Genomic DNA, 16,946 nt, shown 5'->3' with positions numbered 1-16,946 from the left:
TCTTTGCCCGGCGTGGGTAGTGCCTCAGTTTGAAATCAGATATGGGGAGTGTGGGGAGCGAGAAAATCCATGACCAACTTCTTAGCTTTTGAAACTGGTTCGATGATCCCGATACCGCCTATGTTTAGCACTTTGGCCGTGAAAGGAATCATTTTGCCCGTCGCTTGATCCAACGAAGTCGCTGGAGACGAGCCAGCATGTATGGGGGCTTCTTCATATGCGTCCTTGGAAACGATACCGATCAGATGGATTCGCCCACCGCCCCCGATTTGCCCCTTGCGATTCATTCCGGTTGGCAAGTGAAAGACTGGGCCTCCGCTGTTTCCGCTGAAAACATTTGCGTCCACCAAAAACGTATGATCTAGCGGGCCTTCGGGATTTGTCCAAGCCACAATTCCGTTTCGCGCGATAGGAGTGGTCTGATAGTCCGGTCCTAGCAGTTCGGCATATCCGAGAACGACCACGGTAGACCCTTGGAATAGGTCATCAGCATCCCCAAAATCGGTTATGGGTATTGAATGAACGTCCTTGGCTCCCAACGTATTGGGCATTGGGGATACGGCTAAATCTGCGCCGTCAGCTGCCCCCATCCAAAGCGGATCACCGCGCGGGCCATAGAGAGTAAGAGGCAAGCCCAAGTCTTCCTTCGCTTGCGGTTCATCTTTAGGTAACCGAACGAATACCTGAGTCGGGGTATATCCAATCTCCGGATTAGAGAAAACATGCTTTGCCGAAAGCAAGCAATTATGACCACCGTCCAGTGAAACGATAACCGCTGATCCCACGGTCACGAAATGAGTGACTTCTCCCTCTTTCGCATGAAGGCCAATGGATACTGTTGAGCGCCTAATGCTATGCAAAATATCAGTGTCTGTAGCTAGCTCCGGACTGTATAGCTGGGCAAAGCAGTTCGGCGCAAAACACAAACCTATGGCGATTTTGAAGACGAGCGATCTCATTGTCATAGATACTACGCCGTCGCCGCCATTACCCCTTTTTCTTGTATTCACCCCGCTTCTTCGCAACCGGCTCCGGCATGATTGCTACAAGCTCTTCAATCGACCAAACATGCCCTGAAATACCCGCCTCCATTGCAGGCGTAACGCGCAGCGTCTTGTGCACCCGGCAGAAGTTGTAATGCATGAAGTGCAGGGCGATTGCAGCAACGTGGTTGTCCACCTTCTTTGAGAAGGCATTTGTGAGGCGCGTAAACCGGCGCATGGACATCCGCATGGTTAGGTTCTGGCGCTCTACGTAGCTGGTGGAGATGTGGTCAGGATCAGGGTTGCCGCTGATTACTGCGGTCTGGGTGCCAATGCAGTTGCCGGTACTGTAGCGGCGATCAAACGAGTCATTGCCGTAGAGCTTTATGAGCATCGCGTAGTCAACATCCGCTCCGAATGCACCTTCGATGGCATTGGCATATACCTTGTGTCCATCGGTGGTGATCTGGATGCGGGTAGCGACTCGCAATGCCAAGTCCTCCATGAAATACTTCGCGGTCTCCGCTCCGCGATTTCCTACCGCATACGAGATCATTAGCTTCGTGTCGGCATCAAGGGCCGTCCACGTCCAAACATCTCCCCACTCTCCATCCTTCTCACGCGGTACATTCTTCGCCTTTGCGCCCACGAAACTCCAGATTTCATCGCACTGCACGCGCTTGGACTGCACGTTGCGGACGTTCTTATCGTGGTAAGCATCGCAGGCCGTACCCAGATCAACCAGGAGCTTCGTAATCGTGTTCGATGAGAAGCCAGTCATGCGGGCGATTGCGCGGATGCTATTGCCTTCTACCAGCGCGGATACGATGCGGGTTCGGTCGGAGATCGTCAGCGTGTTCATAGGTATTACTATCAAGCATTTTGCTCAGTTTGGCAACTATGAAATACCGCATTTGTGGAAGTTGCGCCAAACGTAAAAACGGGTTGCGCTTTGGCAACCCGTCTGTGCTACAGTATTCATATGCAGTTGGTAGAGGGGTAAATCGCTTGGTCGGCGTCCCTCAACCGGCGGAAAGAACAGGTGCAGAAATGGTACGGAAGATACCACTCCAAGCGCACTGCTGAGGTGTGCGGACAAGGGGCGTTGCCTATATACGCAGCGCCCTAACCTCTTCACAAGATTAACACGGAAGCGGGCCAAATGAAAGAGAAGAACATGGCGAATCTTGAGCAGTACCGTGCTGTGCTGGGAGATCTGCTGAAGCAGAAAGACCAGTTGCAATTCAAAATCGGAGAGATTGATACTGCCGTTGCGGCATTGCGCCGACTTATGCCGCCTGAAGAAATTGCGGCTCGGAAAGATAGCCAAACATTCCTTCCGATTGTCGTCAATGGCAAATACACGGGTATGAGCAACCGATGGGGAATCCTTGCGTTGTTGTCGGAAGACGCTACAGGCCCGATGACCACGGGCGAGATTGCGGAAGCTCTATTAGCTGGGGGTATGACATCAGGGGGCAAGAGCTTCGCAGGAAACATTTCTGCCGTGCTAAGTAAGATGAATCACGATCGAGGTGAGGTCACCGCAAGCCCTCAGGGATGGTTTATTTCGGAAGCTGGTAGAGAGGCTTGGATTCATATCAAGGCATCGAGAGAGCGGGCCGTTACTGCTGATTCTTCTTTGCCCACCGTGCAGTAGCAGCCTTGAGAGCAATGCTTTCGCGCTGCTCTGATGTCAACGATTTCGCCCTCGCCGTCCCTCTAGCGGATGCGCGAGGGTTTTTAGTTTTCTTAGGCTTATCGCCTATCGCCTGATCCGCTATTGACTTCGCCAGCGTGTTGATGTCCATGCGTCTATTGTCCGCCGTGTGGAGTTGGATCGCAAGAGCGGGCAAATTGAAACTGAGGCACTACCCCGGCGTGTCAGGGGTTAATGGCCGATGGGAGAAGGCTAGCTCTTCCAGGCCTCGCCATCCGGGAATGCAAACTTGATCAAAGACTCAGGGCGAATTTCGATGCTATACCCAGGGGTCTCGGGCAGGAAATAACGGCCACGGCGGATGTCGACCGGCGTGAGGAAGTGCTCATGCAGGTGGTCGACGTACTCGATGACGCGATTCTCAAGCGAGCAGGAGACGCGTAGGTAATCGAACGCGGAGAGGTGCTGTACGTACTCGCAGAGGCCTACGCCACCTGCGTGAGGGCAGACAGGGATTCCGAACTTCGCGGCCATCAGAATGATGGCGAGGTTCTCGTTGACGCCAGCCACGCGGCAGCTGTCGATCTGGCAGACATCGATGGCTCCTGCCTGCAGGAGCTGCTTGAACATCACCTTGTTGTGGCAGTGCTCGCCGGTGGCGATGCGGATGGGAGCCACCTCTCGGCGAATGCGCGCGTGGCCGAGAATGTCGTCGGGACTGGTCGGCTCTTCCATCCACCAAGGGTTCAGTTCAGCGAGTTGGTTGGTGCGGTCGATGGCTTCGAGCACGCCCCACTTCTGGTTGGCATCGACCATCATGCGATTGCCGGGACCGATGGCCTCGCGGATGATGCGGCCGCGACGAAGATCGTCCGCAGGAACACCGCCAACCTTGAGCTTGAAGTGTGTCCAGCCGTCGGCGAGGCCCTCTTCGCACAGGCGCTTGATCTTCTCGTCGCTGAAGCCAAACCATCCGGCGGATGTCGTATAGGCAGGGTAGCCCTCGGCTACGAGCTTGTCCGCGCGCTGCTGCATGCTGCTCTCGCTCGCGGTGAGTATGGCCAAAGCTTCCTCGCGGGAGAGCGCGTCGTCGATGTAGCGAAAGTCGATGGCGGAGAGCAGCTTCTCCGCGGGCATCTCGGCGAGAAGACGCCAAAGCGGCTTGCTTTCGGACTTCGCATAGAGGTCCCAGACGGCGTTGATGAGCGCGCCGGTGGAGAGGTGAATGACACCTTTCTCGGGGCCAAGCCAGCGGAACTGGCTGTCGTCGGTGAGCGTGCGATTGAAGGCAACGAAGTCGTCGGTGATCGATGAGAGTGTGCGGCCGACGATGAAACGGCCAAGATAGTTCAACGCGGCGACGCAGAGGTCGGTGCCGCGGCCCAGAGTGAAGGTGAGGCCGTGGCCTTCGAGGGCGGAGTCTGTCTCAAGGATGCAGTAGGCGGCGGAGTAGTCGGGGTCGACGTTGACGGCGTCTGAACCGATGTGATCGCGCGAGGTGGGAAAGCGTAGATCGACCACACGGAGGGCAGTTATTTTGATCTGCTTCAATCGAACAAACTCCTTGGACTGGACGCCGGAACAAGCTTCACGGCGTTGGCCAATCGTTGTCAAGCGGTCTAGAGTGAAATGGAAGCTGCGTGATTATGGTCTCATGTTGAAGGGCCAGGTTTACAGCTCTTGGAGTGCAAAAAAGCCATGACTAATTCGATTAACTTCTTCCGCCTGGAAGGTCGCCGTGCGGTTGTTACTGGAGCCGCGAGCGGCATTGGCAAGGCAATCGCCACGACGCTTGCAGAGGCTGGAGCGCAAATCGTCGTGCTGGACCTGAATGCGGAGAGGGCGGCGGAAGCTGCGCGTAAGATGGGCGCGGATGCTGTCGGCATCGGATGCGACGTGTCCGATGAGAAGAGCGTCACGACGGCGTTCGCGGCGATCGCAGAGTCCGGGCCATGCGAGATTCTGGTGAACAGCGCGGGCATCGCGCATGTGGGGACTGTCGAGTCGACCTCGGCAGAGGACTTCGACCGGCTCTTCAAGGTGAACGTGCGCGGAACGTACCTCTGCATGCAGGCTGCCGTGACGCAGATGAAGCAGCAGGGCGGCGTTATCATAAACCTCGCTTCGATCGCGGCGACGTCGGGCCTGCCGGACCGGTTCGCCTATTCGATGACCAAGGGTGCCGTCTTGTCGATGACGCTCTCTGTGGCGCGCGACTACCTCGCGTCGAAGATCCGATGCAATTGCATCTCGCCAGCGCGGGTGCATACACCGTTTGTCGATGGATTTATCGCGAAGAACTATCCCGGCCGGGAGGCAGAGATGTTCGAGACGCTTTCGCGCAGCCAGCCTATCGGACGGATGGGCACACCGCAGGACGTGGCGTTGCTGGCTTTGTATCTTTGCTCGGATGCGGCCTCGTTCGTGACGGGCGTGGACTATCCGCTGGATGGTGGCTTCTTCAATCTGCGCTGAGGCCGCGCTGCTTTGTGGCGCGACCCCAGCGAGGCTGGTGATTAGAGGGTTAGCGACGGAGGAGCGACGCTCGGGTCGGCGCCGAAGCTCTGGTTGGGCTCGGCTCCCATCTCGAAGGTCAGGTGAGCTCCGTTCGCAATCTCGGTGTGATTGAACCAGGCGCGCGACTGCTGCTTGCCGTTGATAGCGAAGCTTTGGATGTAGGCGTGGTCCGGATTCGAGCGCTTCACCTCGATTTCGAGGTGCTTGCCGTTGCCGAGGTCCACGGTGGCGCTCTCGAAGAGCGGCGAGCCGAGGATGTAGTTGCCGCTGACGGGATCGACCGAGTAGAAGCCGAGCGCGCTGAGGATGTACCACGCGGACATCTGGCCAACGTCCTCGTTGCCCTGGATGCCATCTGGCTTCGCAAGGTACATGGTCTCCATCAGGCTGCGAGCGCGTGCCTGCGTCTTCCAAGGCTGGCCTGCGTAGACGTACAAATACGCGATGTGATGCGAGGGTTCGTTGCCATGGGCGTATTGGCCGACGAGGCCCGCGATGTCCGGCGGCGCGTTCTTGGGTAGCGTCGATGCCGTGGTGAAGAGTTCATCGAGCTTCGCGACGAAGGGAGTACGGCCTCCGAAGAGGTCGATAAGGCCCGCGGCATCATGCTGCACGCCGAAGGTCGTCTGCCACGCGTTGGATTCGGTGTAGTCGCGCCATTTATCGGAATGGCCAAGATCGATGGGATCGAACGGCGTGGTGAAAGTGCCGTCCTCTAGCTTCGGTCGCATGAACTTAGTGGAAGGGTCGAAGTAGTTGCGATAGTTCTTCGAGCGGTTGACGAGCATGGCGGCGTCGTCGGCATGGCCGAGCTTGCGCGCTACGTGTGCTATGGCCCAGTCGTTGTAACAATACTCAAACGTCTTCGAGACCGACTCTTCTTCGAGGTCAGCGGGGATGTAGTTCAGCTTGCGGTAGAACTGAAGGCCGCGCCAGTCGTCGACCATGGCGCGCTTCATCATGCACTTGTAGGCGGTCTCGGTGTCGATACCCTTGAAGCCTTTGCTAATGGCCTCGGCGATGATCGAGGCCGAGTGATAGCCGGTCATGGTGCCGGTCTCGGTGCCTTGCAGCGGCCATACGGGCATACCGGCTGGGCTCTCGACCGCCATGCGGATCAGCGAGTTGGCGAAGTCCGGAACGCGGGCTGGTTCGAGGAGCGTGTAGGCCGGGTGCGCCGCGCGATAGGTGTCCCAGCAGGAGAAGGTCGTGTACTGCTGATGGCCTGCGGGAAGCTGATGGATCGCGTCGTCCATGCCGCGATAGCGGCCGTCTACATCGTCGAAGAGCACAGGCCCAAGCGACATATGGTAGAAGGCCGTATAAAAGATCTTCTTATGCGTCTCATTCGCCGATGTGATCGCGATCTTCGAGAGCTGCTTCTTCCAGCGCGCCTTGGCGTTTGCGGCGATGCCGTCAAAGTCCCATGCGGGAACCTCATGCTTCAGGTTCAGAGCGGCATTTTCAGCGCTCACGCTGGAGATTCCTGTCTTGATGAGGATCGTCTCGTTGGCGTGGGTATCGAAGTGCAGCACGCACTTCAGATTTGTTCCATTTAGCGGTGCAGTCGAAGCTACTTCCTTGTCGTCCTGGTAGAAGACGATGCGCGAGGGCTTCTTCGAGGTTTCCAGCGCGAAGTAGGCATGGCGTCCGGTGCCCCATGCTGCCGTGATGTGGCCACCCGTGATGCGGTCTGCAGCGGGAGATGCGAGCTCCGCAGAGACGACGTTCTTGGTTCCGCCGTAGCAGTGCTGCAGGTCGAGGATGACCCAGGCTTCCTCACTCTCAGGGAAGGTGTAGCGATGGACACCCGCGCGGTCAGTCGCGGTCAGTTCAGCCTTGACGCCGGAGTCCTTAAGCAGCACGGAGTAGTAGCCGGGCAATATCGTCTCATCGTCGTGCGAGAAGCGCGAGCGGTAGCCGAGCTCGGGATTTGCAACCGTTCCGGGAACGATCTTCACCGGCCCAACGCCGGGCATGATGAGGAAGTCGAGCAGATCGCCACAGCCGGTACCGGAGAGATGCGTGTGGCTGAAGCCCATGATGGAGGTGTTCGAGATGTGATATCCGGAGCACCAGTCCCAGTCGTCGTCGTAGGTGTCGGGGCTTAGCTGGACCGCCCCGAACGGGACGGCCGCGCCGGGGAAGCAGTGGCCGTGGCCTCCGGTGCCGATGCGGATATCAAGCCACTGCAGCGGGTCTTCGTGCGATGTCTTTGCGGTGCCGGTATCGGTCAATGCGAGCGCGGAGGTTGGAAGGTAGGCTGCGGCGACGGTGCCCGCGCTGCGATGCAGAAAACTACGACGAGAGATCATGGGTACAGGCTCCAGAGGTGCAAAGCTCAAGGCAACACACTTATTATCAAACAAGTTTGTGGCGAAGACGCAGAAGATTGATCGATTGACGAAGAGATGGACAGAATTCTCAAGGGAAGCTCAAGATCGGGTGACGGATGAACGCGTTTTGGACGAGACGGACGGCCATGAAGTCCATGGCCGTGGGGATGACGGGGATCGGTGTACGAGGGATCGCGGCCTTTGCTCAGACACCAGATCTAACGGGATTTGATCCGGCGAACGGAAGGCCGAAGCTTGCCGACCGCCGCTTTCAGAGCACGCTCGTTGAAGAGACGATTGCAGAGACGGTTCGCAAGATCGGCGATCCCGCGATGGCGCTGCTGTTCGCGAACTGCTTCCCGAATACGCTCGACACAACGGTTCGGCCCGGGATCTTCGAAGGCAAGCCGGACACAGCGGTCATCACGGGCGATATCGCCGCGATGTGGTTGCGCGACTCCTCCGCGCAGGTGTGGCCGTATCTGCCGCTGGCAAAAAAAGACCCCGCGCTGCGTGCGCTGCTTGAGGGCGTGATCCGGCGGCAGACGCGCTGTCTGCTGATCGACACCTATGCGAATGCCTTCATGGCGGACCTAAACGCACCGCCGCTCAGCTGGAGCGTGAAGGACCTGACCACGATGAAACAGGGTGTGGGCGAGCGCAAGTACGAGCTTGATTCGCTCTGCTATCCCATTCGGCTGGCCCACGGCTACTGGAAGCAGACCGGGGACACCAGGCCGTTCGACGCCGCGTGGAAGCGCGCGATCGAGCTCGTCCTGCAAACGATGATCGAGCAGCAGCGCAAGCACGGCGATGGACCGTACAAGTTCCAGCGCACATCGGACACCTCGACGGAGACGCTGCCAGCTTCGGGCTATGGCAATCCGGTGAACCCGGTGGGTCTGATCGCTTCTGGATTCAGGCCATCGGACGATGCGTGCATCTTTCCCTTCCTGGTGCCTTCGAATCTATTCGCGGTTACGTCGTTGCGTCAGCTAGCCGAATTGGTCAACGCGGTACTGCATGACGCCGCGCTCGCGAATCGTGCAGCAGCACTTGCGAACGAGGTGGAAGCTGCGTTGAAGCAGTACGCGATCGCGCAGACGAATCAGGGGCAGATCTGGGCCTACGAAGTCGACGGCTTCGGCGGCCAAGTATTGATGGACGATGCCAATGTGCCCAGCCTGCTTGGGCTTCCGTATCTAGCGAGCTCGCCTGATGCGGGGCTCTACGCCCGGACGCGGGCCTTTGTGTGGAGCGAGCGGAATCCGTGGTTCTTCAAGGGCAGCGCAGGGGAGGGCATTGGTGGCCCGCACGAGGGCAAGCCGATGATCTGGCCCATGTCGCAGATGGTTTATGCGCTGACATCGAGTGATGACGCAGAGATCCACCGCTCACTCATGATGTTGACAGCTTCGGCGGCTGGCACGGGTTTCATGCACGAGAGCTACAACAAGGACGACACCGCGAAGTTCACGCGGCCGTGGTTTGCGTGGGCCAACACGCTCTTCGGTGAACTGGTCCTGAAGGTTGCCGCAGAGAGGCCGCAGTTGCTCCGCTAAAAGTCCATCGGCTTTGTGCCGGTGATGGTGAAGGCGACACCGTGCTCGACACCGGGGTCTGGCTGAGCTCCGCCGACGAAGACCCGGTAGAGCCCCGGGCGAATGCTGCGATGCCCCTGCAAGTCTACGAAGCTAAGTTGAGCAGGATCGACAGTGAAGGTGATCTCGCGGGACTTCCCAACGCCGAGATCGACACGCTGAACGCCCGCCAGAGCGAGACGTGGCGCTCCTGGAACCTGGGGAGGAGCCAAATACAGCTCCGCAACCTCGGTGCCAGCAACCTTCCCGGTGTTGCTGATTCTTACTGTCACATCAAGAGGCTTGCCTGCGGGCAGCGTGCTGCCGGCGAGGTGTGGCAGACCGTAGGTGAACAGCGTATAGCTTAGGCCGTATCCAAAGGGATAGAGCACCGGGCCGTTGAAGTATCGATAGGTCCTGCGGGACATGCTGTAGTCGTCGAAGGGGGGCAGGTCGGCTACGGAGCGATAGAACGTAACCGGAAGCCGTCCCGAGGGATTGGTGCGACCGGTGAGGATATTGGCAAGCGCATGTCCAGCCTCCTCGCCTGGATACCAAGCCTCGAGCAGAGCGGAGGCTCCGATTTTGCTGGCATCGAGTGATACCGCCGAGCCCGATGTGAGCACGACAACCAGTGGCTTATGCAGGTCGGCGAGCCGCTTCAGAAGAGTGATCTGCGCCGCTGGCAGATCGAGACTTGTGCGATCGCCACCGGCGAAGCCATCGAGGTGAACCTGCAGGGCTTCGCCTTCAAGATCAGGCGAGAGACCAACAAAGGCGACGATGACATCTGCGTCGCGGGCAGTAGCAACCGCTTCATTGAGAAGAGCGTCTGCAGGCGGCTCCCATTCGAGCGCGATGCCTTCGTCTTCGCCGGTGTGCTCGAGTTCCAGCTTGACCTCATGCGGGGTTGTATCGGCGAAGTGCAGCTTCACACGGTCGGGGTCGGCCTTGGCACCGCTGTTGTTGATTTGCAACTTGCCATCAACGAAGAGGCGGAAGTGGTCATGCGTGCTGCAGTCCCAGCAGCGTTCGATGTTGACGCGAAGCGTGTAGTCGCCAGCCGCCGGAGGGAAGAGATATCCGTGCCAGCGGGCGGAGTACTGCGGCGCCACTATCTTTGGATCTGGGCCTACGCGGTCGAGATCGAGATCGACGTCGCCGACGATGCTGGTTAGCAGTGGCTCGCCTGTGAGCGAGGCGGACGGAAAGTAATCCGCGACAAGACCCGAAAGAGAGTGTTGCTCTGCGCCGATGTGAAGCGCGGTGATTGGAATAGGTGCCGTCACACCAGGAGCAAGAAGGCTACCCTGCGCATAGTGGACTGTCTTGAAACTTTCGCTCAGGCCTTCGAGCGGAGTCATGGGCTGCGAGGCGGTGCCATGGTAGTTGGCTTCGAGCACCTTCAACATGTTCGCAGTTGGCCCCACCACTGCGATGCGCTGTTCTGAGGATTTAACCGGCAACACCCCATCGTTATGCAGCAGAACAATGGACTCCTCCGCTGCGCGAAGAGCGCGCGCGCGGCTCTTCGGCGTATCGAGATCGGCTTTGCCAATGTTGTCGTATGGCGAGCAGCCGAGTGCGTCCATCATCCCCAGCCGCAGGCGCGCGATCAGCAGCCGATGGAGCGAGCGGTTAATCGTCTCTTCTGTAACGAGCTTCTGCGTGAAGGCCTGCTTCAGCGCGAGGTACGAGTTGCCGCAATCAAGATCGACACCAGCGTTCAGCGCCGCGGCGGCCCCGTGTGCAGCGTCCGCCGTGTAGTGCTGATACTCGGTGATATTTCCGACCGCGTCGCAGTCTGAAACCACATACCCGTTGAAGTGCCAAAGGTCGCGCACGCGCGTCTGTAGCAAGCTCGAGTTGGCGCACGAAGGAGTTCCACTGATCGCGTTGTAGGAGCACATCAGGGCAGCAGCCTTGCCTTGCGTCGCGACGGCATGGAATGCGGGAAGATATGTGTCTGCCAAGTCGTGAGGCGAGACCTTCGCGTTGAAGCTGTCACGGCCCTGCTCCGGTCCACTGTGGGCGACGAAGTGCTTTGGCGTAGCGTCGGCCTTCAGGTAGAAGGCATCGCCGCCCTGCACGCCTTTAACGAAGTTTGTTCCGAGCGTCTCGGTCAGGAAGGGATCTTCCCCGTAGGTCTCCTGGCCTCGACCCCAGCGTGGGTCGCGGAAGATATTGATGTTCGGCGACCAGAGGGTGAGACCGCCATAGCGGGGTGAATCGTAGCGCGCGTGTTGGCTGAACTTCGCGCGGGCCTCGGTGGAGACGGTGTCGCCGACGCTGTGCAACAGCTCTGCGTCCCACGTCGCGGCGAGCCCGATCGCCTGCGGAAAGACCGTCGCATAGCCATCGCGCGCCAGGCCATGAAGGCCCTCATTCCACCAGTTGTAGGCATGAATGCCGAGGCGGGGAATCGCGGGAACTCGATCCTGGAGCTGTTCGATCCGCTCGTCGATGGTCATCTGCCGGATGATGGTGTCGATGTGTCCGTCGATCGCCTTCGGCGTCAGATTCTTCGAGCAGGCGTTCTGAGCGCCTGCGGGTAGCACGAGGATGGAGGCGGTGAGGACGACGGCAGGAAGAAAGCTTCGGGGCATGCGGCTCCTAGATGGAAACTTCAGGCAATCTCTACTCGAAGCCTATTGTGCCGGATTATCTGGATTGGAGGGGGAGATCAATAACCGCGCCGGGCGCGCCACAAGGCTCCGGCGATGGGATCAACGACACCGTCGAGCGTCGCGATGCCTGGATACTGGCGATCGACCGCTGCGATCAGGGCCCTGCGCACTGGAAGAACGTTCTCCATGATCGACCCAGTGAACGCAATCGGAGGCACCAGCGAAGCCTGGGTCGGAGACTTTCTCATCCGTCCAATCAAGAGGCAGACAAGGTAAGCGAGATCAGTTCCTTCTTTCTCTAATACTTCCTGGGCTACGGCATCGCCCTCTTCGGCAGCCTTGAGAACGGCCTTGGCCAGCTGCGAAAAGTCCGGCGCCGGAATGCTGTTGCCGAAAGCTACGATCTCGGCCACGGAGGTGAGATGCCAAAGCTGAAGTACCGCGGCGAGCAGCCGCGTAGGGCGTTCTTCATCGATGGAGAGAAAGAGCGCTCGCAGCGCTTCCTGTCCGATTCTGTGACCCGAGCCCTGATCCGCAAGCGCAGGCCCCCAGCCACCAGCAGTGGTTACCTTACCGCTGCCGTCGCGGGCAGCAACGTTGGAGCCCGTCCCCGCAAGGACAATCACCCCGGGCTGTCCGGGGAACGCCGCGTCGAGCGCGATCTCAACATCTCCAAGCAAAATCAAATTGCCCGAGACATGCCTACCGAAGCTTTCCCTCAGCCAGTCAACGACTAGCGGTACCGTCTCGCCAGCGGTGCCAATGCAGGTCCGCGTGACGGACTGCATGGAGACGCCCGAGACGGTAGTCAACTCCGCAAGCGCCTCTGCAAGATTCTGCGCCGTTGTCTCGGCGTTGGCGCGCATACGTTTGATGGTACCGCCGCGCACTCGCGCCAGCACGCTCGTATCGTCCGCGAGCAGATAGTCGGTCTTGGTTCCGCCGGCATCTACGGCAAGAAACAGGCTCATCCCAGGATTACCTTTCGAGGTCACTACTCCGCCAGCACGGCCTTGGTCAGGTTGCGTGGGTTGTCGACGTCGATACCGCGATTGATCGCCATGAAATAGGAGAATAATTGGAGAGGGATGATCTCTGCGATGGGCAAAAGAGCCTCTGAGGTCTCATCGACGAAGAGGACGTTGTCGGCCAGCGCGACGACGGCGTCGTCTCCGGTATTCGCTACGGCGAGGATGTCTGCTCCCTGTTCGCGCATATCGCTCATCAACTGCACCACCTTCTCGTAGCGAAGCGTGGAGTCGGGATCGGAGTGATCGACGGTCGCGATCATGACCAGAGGTGTCTGCTTGCTGACGAGTGCGTTCGGCCCATGCTTCAACTCACCGCTGGGATAGCCCTCGGCGTGCAGATACGCGGACTCTTTCAGCTTCAATGCGCCTTCGCGAGCGGTGGGATTGTGGACGCCGCGGCCCAGGAAGAGGAAGTTCTGAGCGGCGCTGTACCTTCCAGCGACCTCCCGAACAGAACTCTCCCATCCCGGGAGTTGAGCGGCGACCTTTGGCGGCAGCTCGCGAAGTTCAGCGAGGCGGTCTGCGATCTGCTCCGGGGTGAGCTTTTTCTCTACTTCCGCTGCGAGCAGAGCCAACAAGTAGAGATTCAGCAGCTGCGCGGTGAAGCTCTTCGTCGCGGGGACAGCTCGCTCGCGGCCAGCCTCGGTGGGAAAGGAGACGGTCGCTTCGCGCGCCATCGTGGAGGTGGCGACGTTCGTGATGGCTAGTGTCTCGTGGTCCTTCGCGTGGGCCTTACGTAACGAAGCGAGAGTGTCAGCAGTCTCGCCGGACTGTGAGATGACCATGACCGAACCAGGGTGACGCACCTTCTCCGAGCTGTAGGTGTACTCGCTGGCATATTCGACGTCCACGGCAATGCCGCTCAGCTCCTCGATCAGCAGCTCTGCCACCAGGCCGGCGTGACGGCTGGAGCCGCTGGCCGCGATGATGATCGCACCTGCGCACCCGCGCAGCCAGTTGCGCACCGGATCGCAGGCCTCGGCGCGGAAGCCGTTGCTGTCCACATAGCGGGCCAGGGTCGTCGCCAGCGTGGCGGGCTGTTCGTGGATCTCGCGAAGCATCCAGTGCGGATACGGTGTGGGGGTGACAGAGCTGGCCATATTTAAGAGATTCTCCTGCAAGTCTTAAATGACTGTTTGAAGTCTATTCGATCATAATAGGTTACGTTTCGTGCAACCAGGAATGGGAAAAGGCAATTTTTTTTGGTGGATGCGCTACACTCGTGCCAAATTCAGAAGATTCGGAAGGTTACAGCTTTGTCGAAGAAGATCGATGTCCGAGCGGACAGGATTATGCGGGCGCTGCTTCGTGCGGGCGACATCTCTGTGCAGGAATTGGTAGAGCAGATCGGCACCTCCGCACCGAGCATCCGACGGGATCTTGCGCGGCTGGAGAAGCGGGGCCTCGTCCTTCGCACCCACGGCGGCGCGACCCTTGTAGAGCAGCTGCTTTACGAGCCATTCCGTCACGACACCTCGTTCCAGGCGCGCGAGTTGCGCATGGCCGATGAGAAGCGGCGGATAGGGCTTGCCGCCAGCGAACTGATCGCCGAAAAAGAGACCATTGGGCTGACTGCAGGAACGACGTCAACGCAGATTGGCCGCTCGCTACGGCATCGGCGTGGAATCTCCGTGATCACAAATGCCTTGAATATCGGCATGGAGCTTTGCAACCAGCCAGCGATCAAGACGACGCTCACCGGCGGCTCGCTGGCTTGGGCGTGGACCTTTGCGCTGGCCGGCCAACCAGCGCTGAATACACTGCGCGATGTCTATCTGGATAAGGCGTTCATCAGTGTGACGGGATTCGATCTGGAGCGCGGTGTGACGACGCTGGAGACAGAAGAGGCGACTGTCTCTCTCGCGATGCTCAGGCAGGCGAGAGAGGTCATCGTGGTTGCGGACTCGAGCAAGATCGGCCACGTCAGCCCGGCACTGATCTGCCCCATCTCTGCGATCCATGTGCTCGTAACGGACTCGGCCGTTCCCGTCGACGTGGTGAAAGCGTTGAAGGCGAAGGGGATCAAGGTGGTCATCGCCTAATTGGTGGGCGGTGGGGGAATTCCCGCTTCCTTCGCTGTTGGCAGTGACTTATCCTGCTGCCAGCGGTCGATGAGATTGTTAACCTTGTCGCCGCGCCGTTGCCACTCCTCAATCTGTAGGTCGTAGCGCACGAGCACGTTGTCGAGCCAGTAAGGACGATTCTCCGCCAGCCAGCTCGCCCGGTAGAGGTTCTTGATCATTGAGTAGCCGTCCCGAAGGTCCTGGCAGCGGCCATTCATGCTGCTGATGGAGTAGAGCAGCTCGCGGGTCTCGGTCTCGTGTTGAGGGTCATCTTTCTGGGCATAGGCCCGGGCATAGGCGATACTCATCTCCTCCGACAACTGGAACTTCATGCCGATGAAGTCGATGCGTCGTGCAGCCATCTCCATGGCAAGCAGAGCATCGCGTTCGCGAATATGAGGCTCGGTGGCGAGCACGGTCTCGATCAGCTCAATGGCTCGCTCCGCCTGCAGGCGCGCCTTGGGGATCGTGCTGCGGATCTTCGCGGCCTTCTTCTGTCCGGCTTCGCTCCAGGGATCAAGCCAGAAGGTATCGTCCGAGACGTCGAGGTCATCGACAGCCGACATGAGGTTGCGCTGTGCCTCATCGATGCGGCCTGTCGTGTCGCCATAAAACGTGGTCCCGAAGGTGGCCTGGTAGGCTGCGCCGTCGCTCTTGCCGGGCTGCCATCCGGCCGCGCCGCCGAAGAGTACGCCGAACCAGTCGAGGTTGAAGAGGCCCTCGCCGTCATCGTTCCAGACGGTGGTCAGCTCGCCGGTGCTGCCGAGACGCTGTCCGGACTCGACGAAGCCGGAGATGTTGTCGAGGGCGGTGTTGCCGAGCGGGTAGACGACGCGCCAGTTGGCGTCGCCCGGAGCGACCCAGGTCTCGATGCCGACCCTCTTGAAGGGAGTGATGTTGCCGTCATAGTTGTCCTGGTGCCAGTAAATCCAGGGGATCGCGATCATGTCCTTGGGCAGCCGCGCGACGGAGGCCGGATCGCTGCCGCCGAGATCGCCCCAGAAGAGCAGACGGCGATTCAACGGCGCGAGCGTCGTGTGGATGGAGGTGAGGAAGTCCGCATAGACCGGGCCAAGTCCCCGCTTTTCGACGTCGGGCTTGGTACGGCCAGTGCCCAGTTCGAAGGTCTCGTCCGCTCCGATGTGCAGGAACGGGCTAGGGAAGTCCTCAGCGATTTGGGTAAACCAACTTTTGATCTGCGGCAAGGAATTGGCCTGTCCAGGGGCGATGACGTGGCCATGCGGTGTCTCCGCGATGTCCGCGTACTTCTCATACTTCAGCACGTGATGAAGATGGCCGAAGGCCTCCTGTTCGGGGACGATGGTGATATGCAGGCTGCGGGCAAACGCAGCAAGCTCCTGCGACTCAGCGCGGGTGAGCGAGGCTCCCGGAGGCGCGGCAAGCGGGTCGCTTGCGTACTGCAGCGTGTGCTCGAAGTACGGCGAGTAGAGGTTGATCTTGTGCGCGGCGAAGACCTCGAGCTGATGCTTCTGGAAGGTGAGCGTGGGCATGGGGCCGCGGGCGAGGTCGTCGTGGACGCCGCGATACTTCATCGCGGGCCAGTCGCGGATGGTTCCAGTCCACACTTTGTTGGCAGCGCCGTCGGTGTCTATGAGCTGCTTGAGCGTCTGAACGCCGTAGAAGATGCCGGCGGAGGTCTCGCCGATGATCTCGACGTGGCCGGGGGTGGATAACAGAACGTAGCCTTCGTCGTGCATCGCGGGATCGAAGACGAGCTTGTTTTGGCTGAGGATCTGCCGCGCCGCCGGGGTCTCGGCACGCAGCAGGGCGACGGTGAGGTCGGCAGCTCCAACTGCCGGTGACACGACGATGCCACGCTCTGCCAGTGTCGTCTCAAGGTCGTGCGCCGCGAAGTTGTCTTCGGCATCTCCGCCCGGAACCGTCACCATGGCGGAGTGGACTGCCACTCGCTCTCCTGCATGCAATTCCCTGGGCTGCGGTGTCAGCACTGGATGTACAGCGATTTGCGCCGATGCGACGGCTGTTACAACTAAGCTGAGCAGGGCAGAGGCGGCTCTTAGAACACGTTGCGATGGAATGAGGCGGCATGTTGCAGAGGCGATCATGTTGAGAGGGTATCCTCAAAAGTGATTGTTTGATGGCTAAATGTACATCTTTGGGCGCTCCT

The 16,946-nt window shown here is 59.5% G+C and carries 12 protein-coding genes; 4 read left to right on the top strand and 8 right to left on the bottom strand.

Annotation, left to right across the window (positions count from 1 at the left end):
• Positions 1-35 precede the first annotated feature (35 nt).
• On the bottom strand, positions 36-1,010 hold the full coding sequence (locus OHL18_RS19260) for a S1 family peptidase (RefSeq protein WP_263376497.1): 975 nt from the start codon (positions 1,008-1,010) through the stop codon (positions 36-38).
• Positions 988-1,845: a helix-turn-helix domain-containing protein gene (locus OHL18_RS19255; protein WP_263376496.1), complete on the bottom strand. Its 858-nt coding sequence runs from the start codon at positions 1,843-1,845 to the stop codon at positions 988-990. Before OHL18_RS19255 ends, OHL18_RS19260 begins: the two co-directional genes overlap by 23 nt.
• 300 nt (positions 1,846-2,145) lie before the next feature.
• Between OHL18_RS19255 and OHL18_RS19250 the strand changes: the two genes are divergently transcribed.
• On the top strand, positions 2,146-2,643 hold the full coding sequence (locus OHL18_RS19250; RefSeq protein ID WP_263376495.1) for a hypothetical protein: 498 nt from the start codon (positions 2,146-2,148) through the stop codon (positions 2,641-2,643).
• Between the two features lie 252 nt (positions 2,644-2,895).
• On the opposite strand, the gene OHL18_RS19245 is transcribed toward OHL18_RS19250, so the two are convergent.
• Complete coding sequence (locus tag OHL18_RS19245) at positions 2,896-4,194, bottom strand: L-fuconate dehydratase (RefSeq protein WP_263376494.1); 1,299 nt, start codon at positions 4,192-4,194, stop codon at positions 2,896-2,898.
• 147 nt (positions 4,195-4,341) lie between these two features.
• On the opposite strand from OHL18_RS19245, the gene OHL18_RS19240 reads away from it, so the two are divergent.
• Positions 4,342-5,118 (top strand): SDR family NAD(P)-dependent oxidoreductase, encoded by a 777-nt coding sequence (locus OHL18_RS19240; RefSeq protein ID WP_263376493.1) that lies wholly within the window; start codon positions 4,342-4,344, stop codon positions 5,116-5,118.
• Positions 5,119-5,159: 41 nt separating this feature from the next.
• Here OHL18_RS19240 and OHL18_RS19235 read toward each other — a convergent pair whose 3' ends face one another.
• A complete protein-coding gene (locus tag OHL18_RS19235) occupies positions 5,160-7,475 on the bottom strand; it encodes a GH92 family glycosyl hydrolase (RefSeq protein ID WP_263376492.1) in 2,316 nt (771 codons plus the stop codon).
• A gap of 167 nt (positions 7,476-7,642) precedes the next feature.
• Between OHL18_RS19235 and OHL18_RS19230 the strand changes: the two genes are divergently transcribed.
• Positions 7,643-9,058, top strand: coding sequence for a glycoside hydrolase family 125 protein (locus OHL18_RS19230; protein WP_263376491.1), 1,416 nt, complete (start codon positions 7,643-7,645; stop codon positions 9,056-9,058).
• Here the strand turns inward: OHL18_RS19230 and OHL18_RS19225 are convergent.
• From OHL18_RS19225 to OHL18_RS19215, 3 genes are all read right to left on the bottom strand, one after another.
• Positions 9,055-11,682: a glycoside hydrolase family 3 C-terminal domain-containing protein gene (locus tag OHL18_RS19225; RefSeq protein ID WP_263376490.1), complete on the bottom strand. Its 2,628-nt coding sequence runs from the start codon at positions 11,680-11,682 to the stop codon at positions 9,055-9,057. The genes OHL18_RS19230 and OHL18_RS19225 overlap by 4 nt on opposite strands.
• A 77-nt stretch (positions 11,683-11,759) precedes the next feature.
• On the bottom strand, positions 11,760-12,674 hold the full coding sequence (locus OHL18_RS19220) for an N-acetylglucosamine kinase (protein ID WP_263376489.1): 915 nt from the start codon (positions 12,672-12,674) through the stop codon (positions 11,760-11,762).
• 23 nt (positions 12,675-12,697) lie between these two features.
• Entirely contained in the window at positions 12,698-13,834 is a 1,137-nt protein-coding gene (locus OHL18_RS19215) for an SIS domain-containing protein (RefSeq protein ID WP_263376488.1), read from the bottom strand.
• 156 nt (positions 13,835-13,990) lie between these two features.
• On the opposite strand from OHL18_RS19215, the gene OHL18_RS19210 reads away from it, so the two are divergent.
• Positions 13,991-14,776 carry a DeoR/GlpR family DNA-binding transcription regulator gene (locus tag OHL18_RS19210; protein WP_263376487.1) on the top strand — a complete coding sequence of 262 codons (786 nt, stop codon included), beginning with the start codon at positions 13,991-13,993 and terminating at the stop codon, positions 14,774-14,776.
• Here the strand turns inward: OHL18_RS19210 and OHL18_RS19205 are convergent.
• Complete coding sequence (locus tag OHL18_RS19205; RefSeq protein WP_263376486.1) at positions 14,773-16,884, bottom strand: beta-N-acetylhexosaminidase; 2,112 nt, start codon at positions 16,882-16,884, stop codon at positions 14,773-14,775. The genes OHL18_RS19210 and OHL18_RS19205 overlap by 4 nt on opposite strands.
• Between the last annotated feature and the right edge of the window lie 62 nt (positions 16,885-16,946).

It is taken from the genome of Granulicella aggregans, assembly GCF_025685565.1.
GTDB lineage: Bacteria > Acidobacteriota > Terriglobia > Terriglobales > Acidobacteriaceae > Edaphobacter > Edaphobacter aggregans_B.
The sequence above is the reverse complement of the archived record's forward strand: the minus strand, read 5'-3'. Positions and strand labels throughout refer to the sequence as shown.

Coding starts and splice junctions, on each gene's coding strand:
- OHL18_RS19235 (WP_263376492.1), bottom strand. CDS start 7,475: ATGATCTCTCGTCGTAGTTTTCTGCATCGCAGCGCGGGCACCGTCGCC.
- OHL18_RS19255 (WP_263376496.1), bottom strand. CDS start 1,845: ATGAACACGCTGACGATCTCCGACCGAACCCGCATCGTATCCGCGCTG.
- OHL18_RS19250 (WP_263376495.1), top strand. CDS start 2,146: ATGAAAGAGAAGAACATGGCGAATCTTGAGCAGTACCGTGCTGTGCTG.
- OHL18_RS19205 (WP_263376486.1), bottom strand. CDS start 16,884: ATGATCGCCTCTGCAACATGCCGCCTCATTCCATCGCAACGTGTTCTA.
- OHL18_RS19240 (WP_263376493.1), top strand. CDS start 4,342: ATGACTAATTCGATTAACTTCTTCCGCCTGGAAGGTCGCCGTGCGGTT.
- OHL18_RS19230 (WP_263376491.1), top strand. CDS start 7,643: ATGAAGTCCATGGCCGTGGGGATGACGGGGATCGGTGTACGAGGGATC.
- OHL18_RS19220 (WP_263376489.1), bottom strand. CDS start 12,674: ATGAGCCTGTTTCTTGCCGTAGATGCCGGCGGAACCAAGACCGACTAT.
- OHL18_RS19225 (WP_263376490.1), bottom strand. CDS start 11,682: ATGCCCCGAAGCTTTCTTCCTGCCGTCGTCCTCACCGCCTCCATCCTC.
- OHL18_RS19215 (WP_263376488.1), bottom strand. CDS start 13,834: ATGGCCAGCTCTGTCACCCCCACACCGTATCCGCACTGGATGCTTCGC.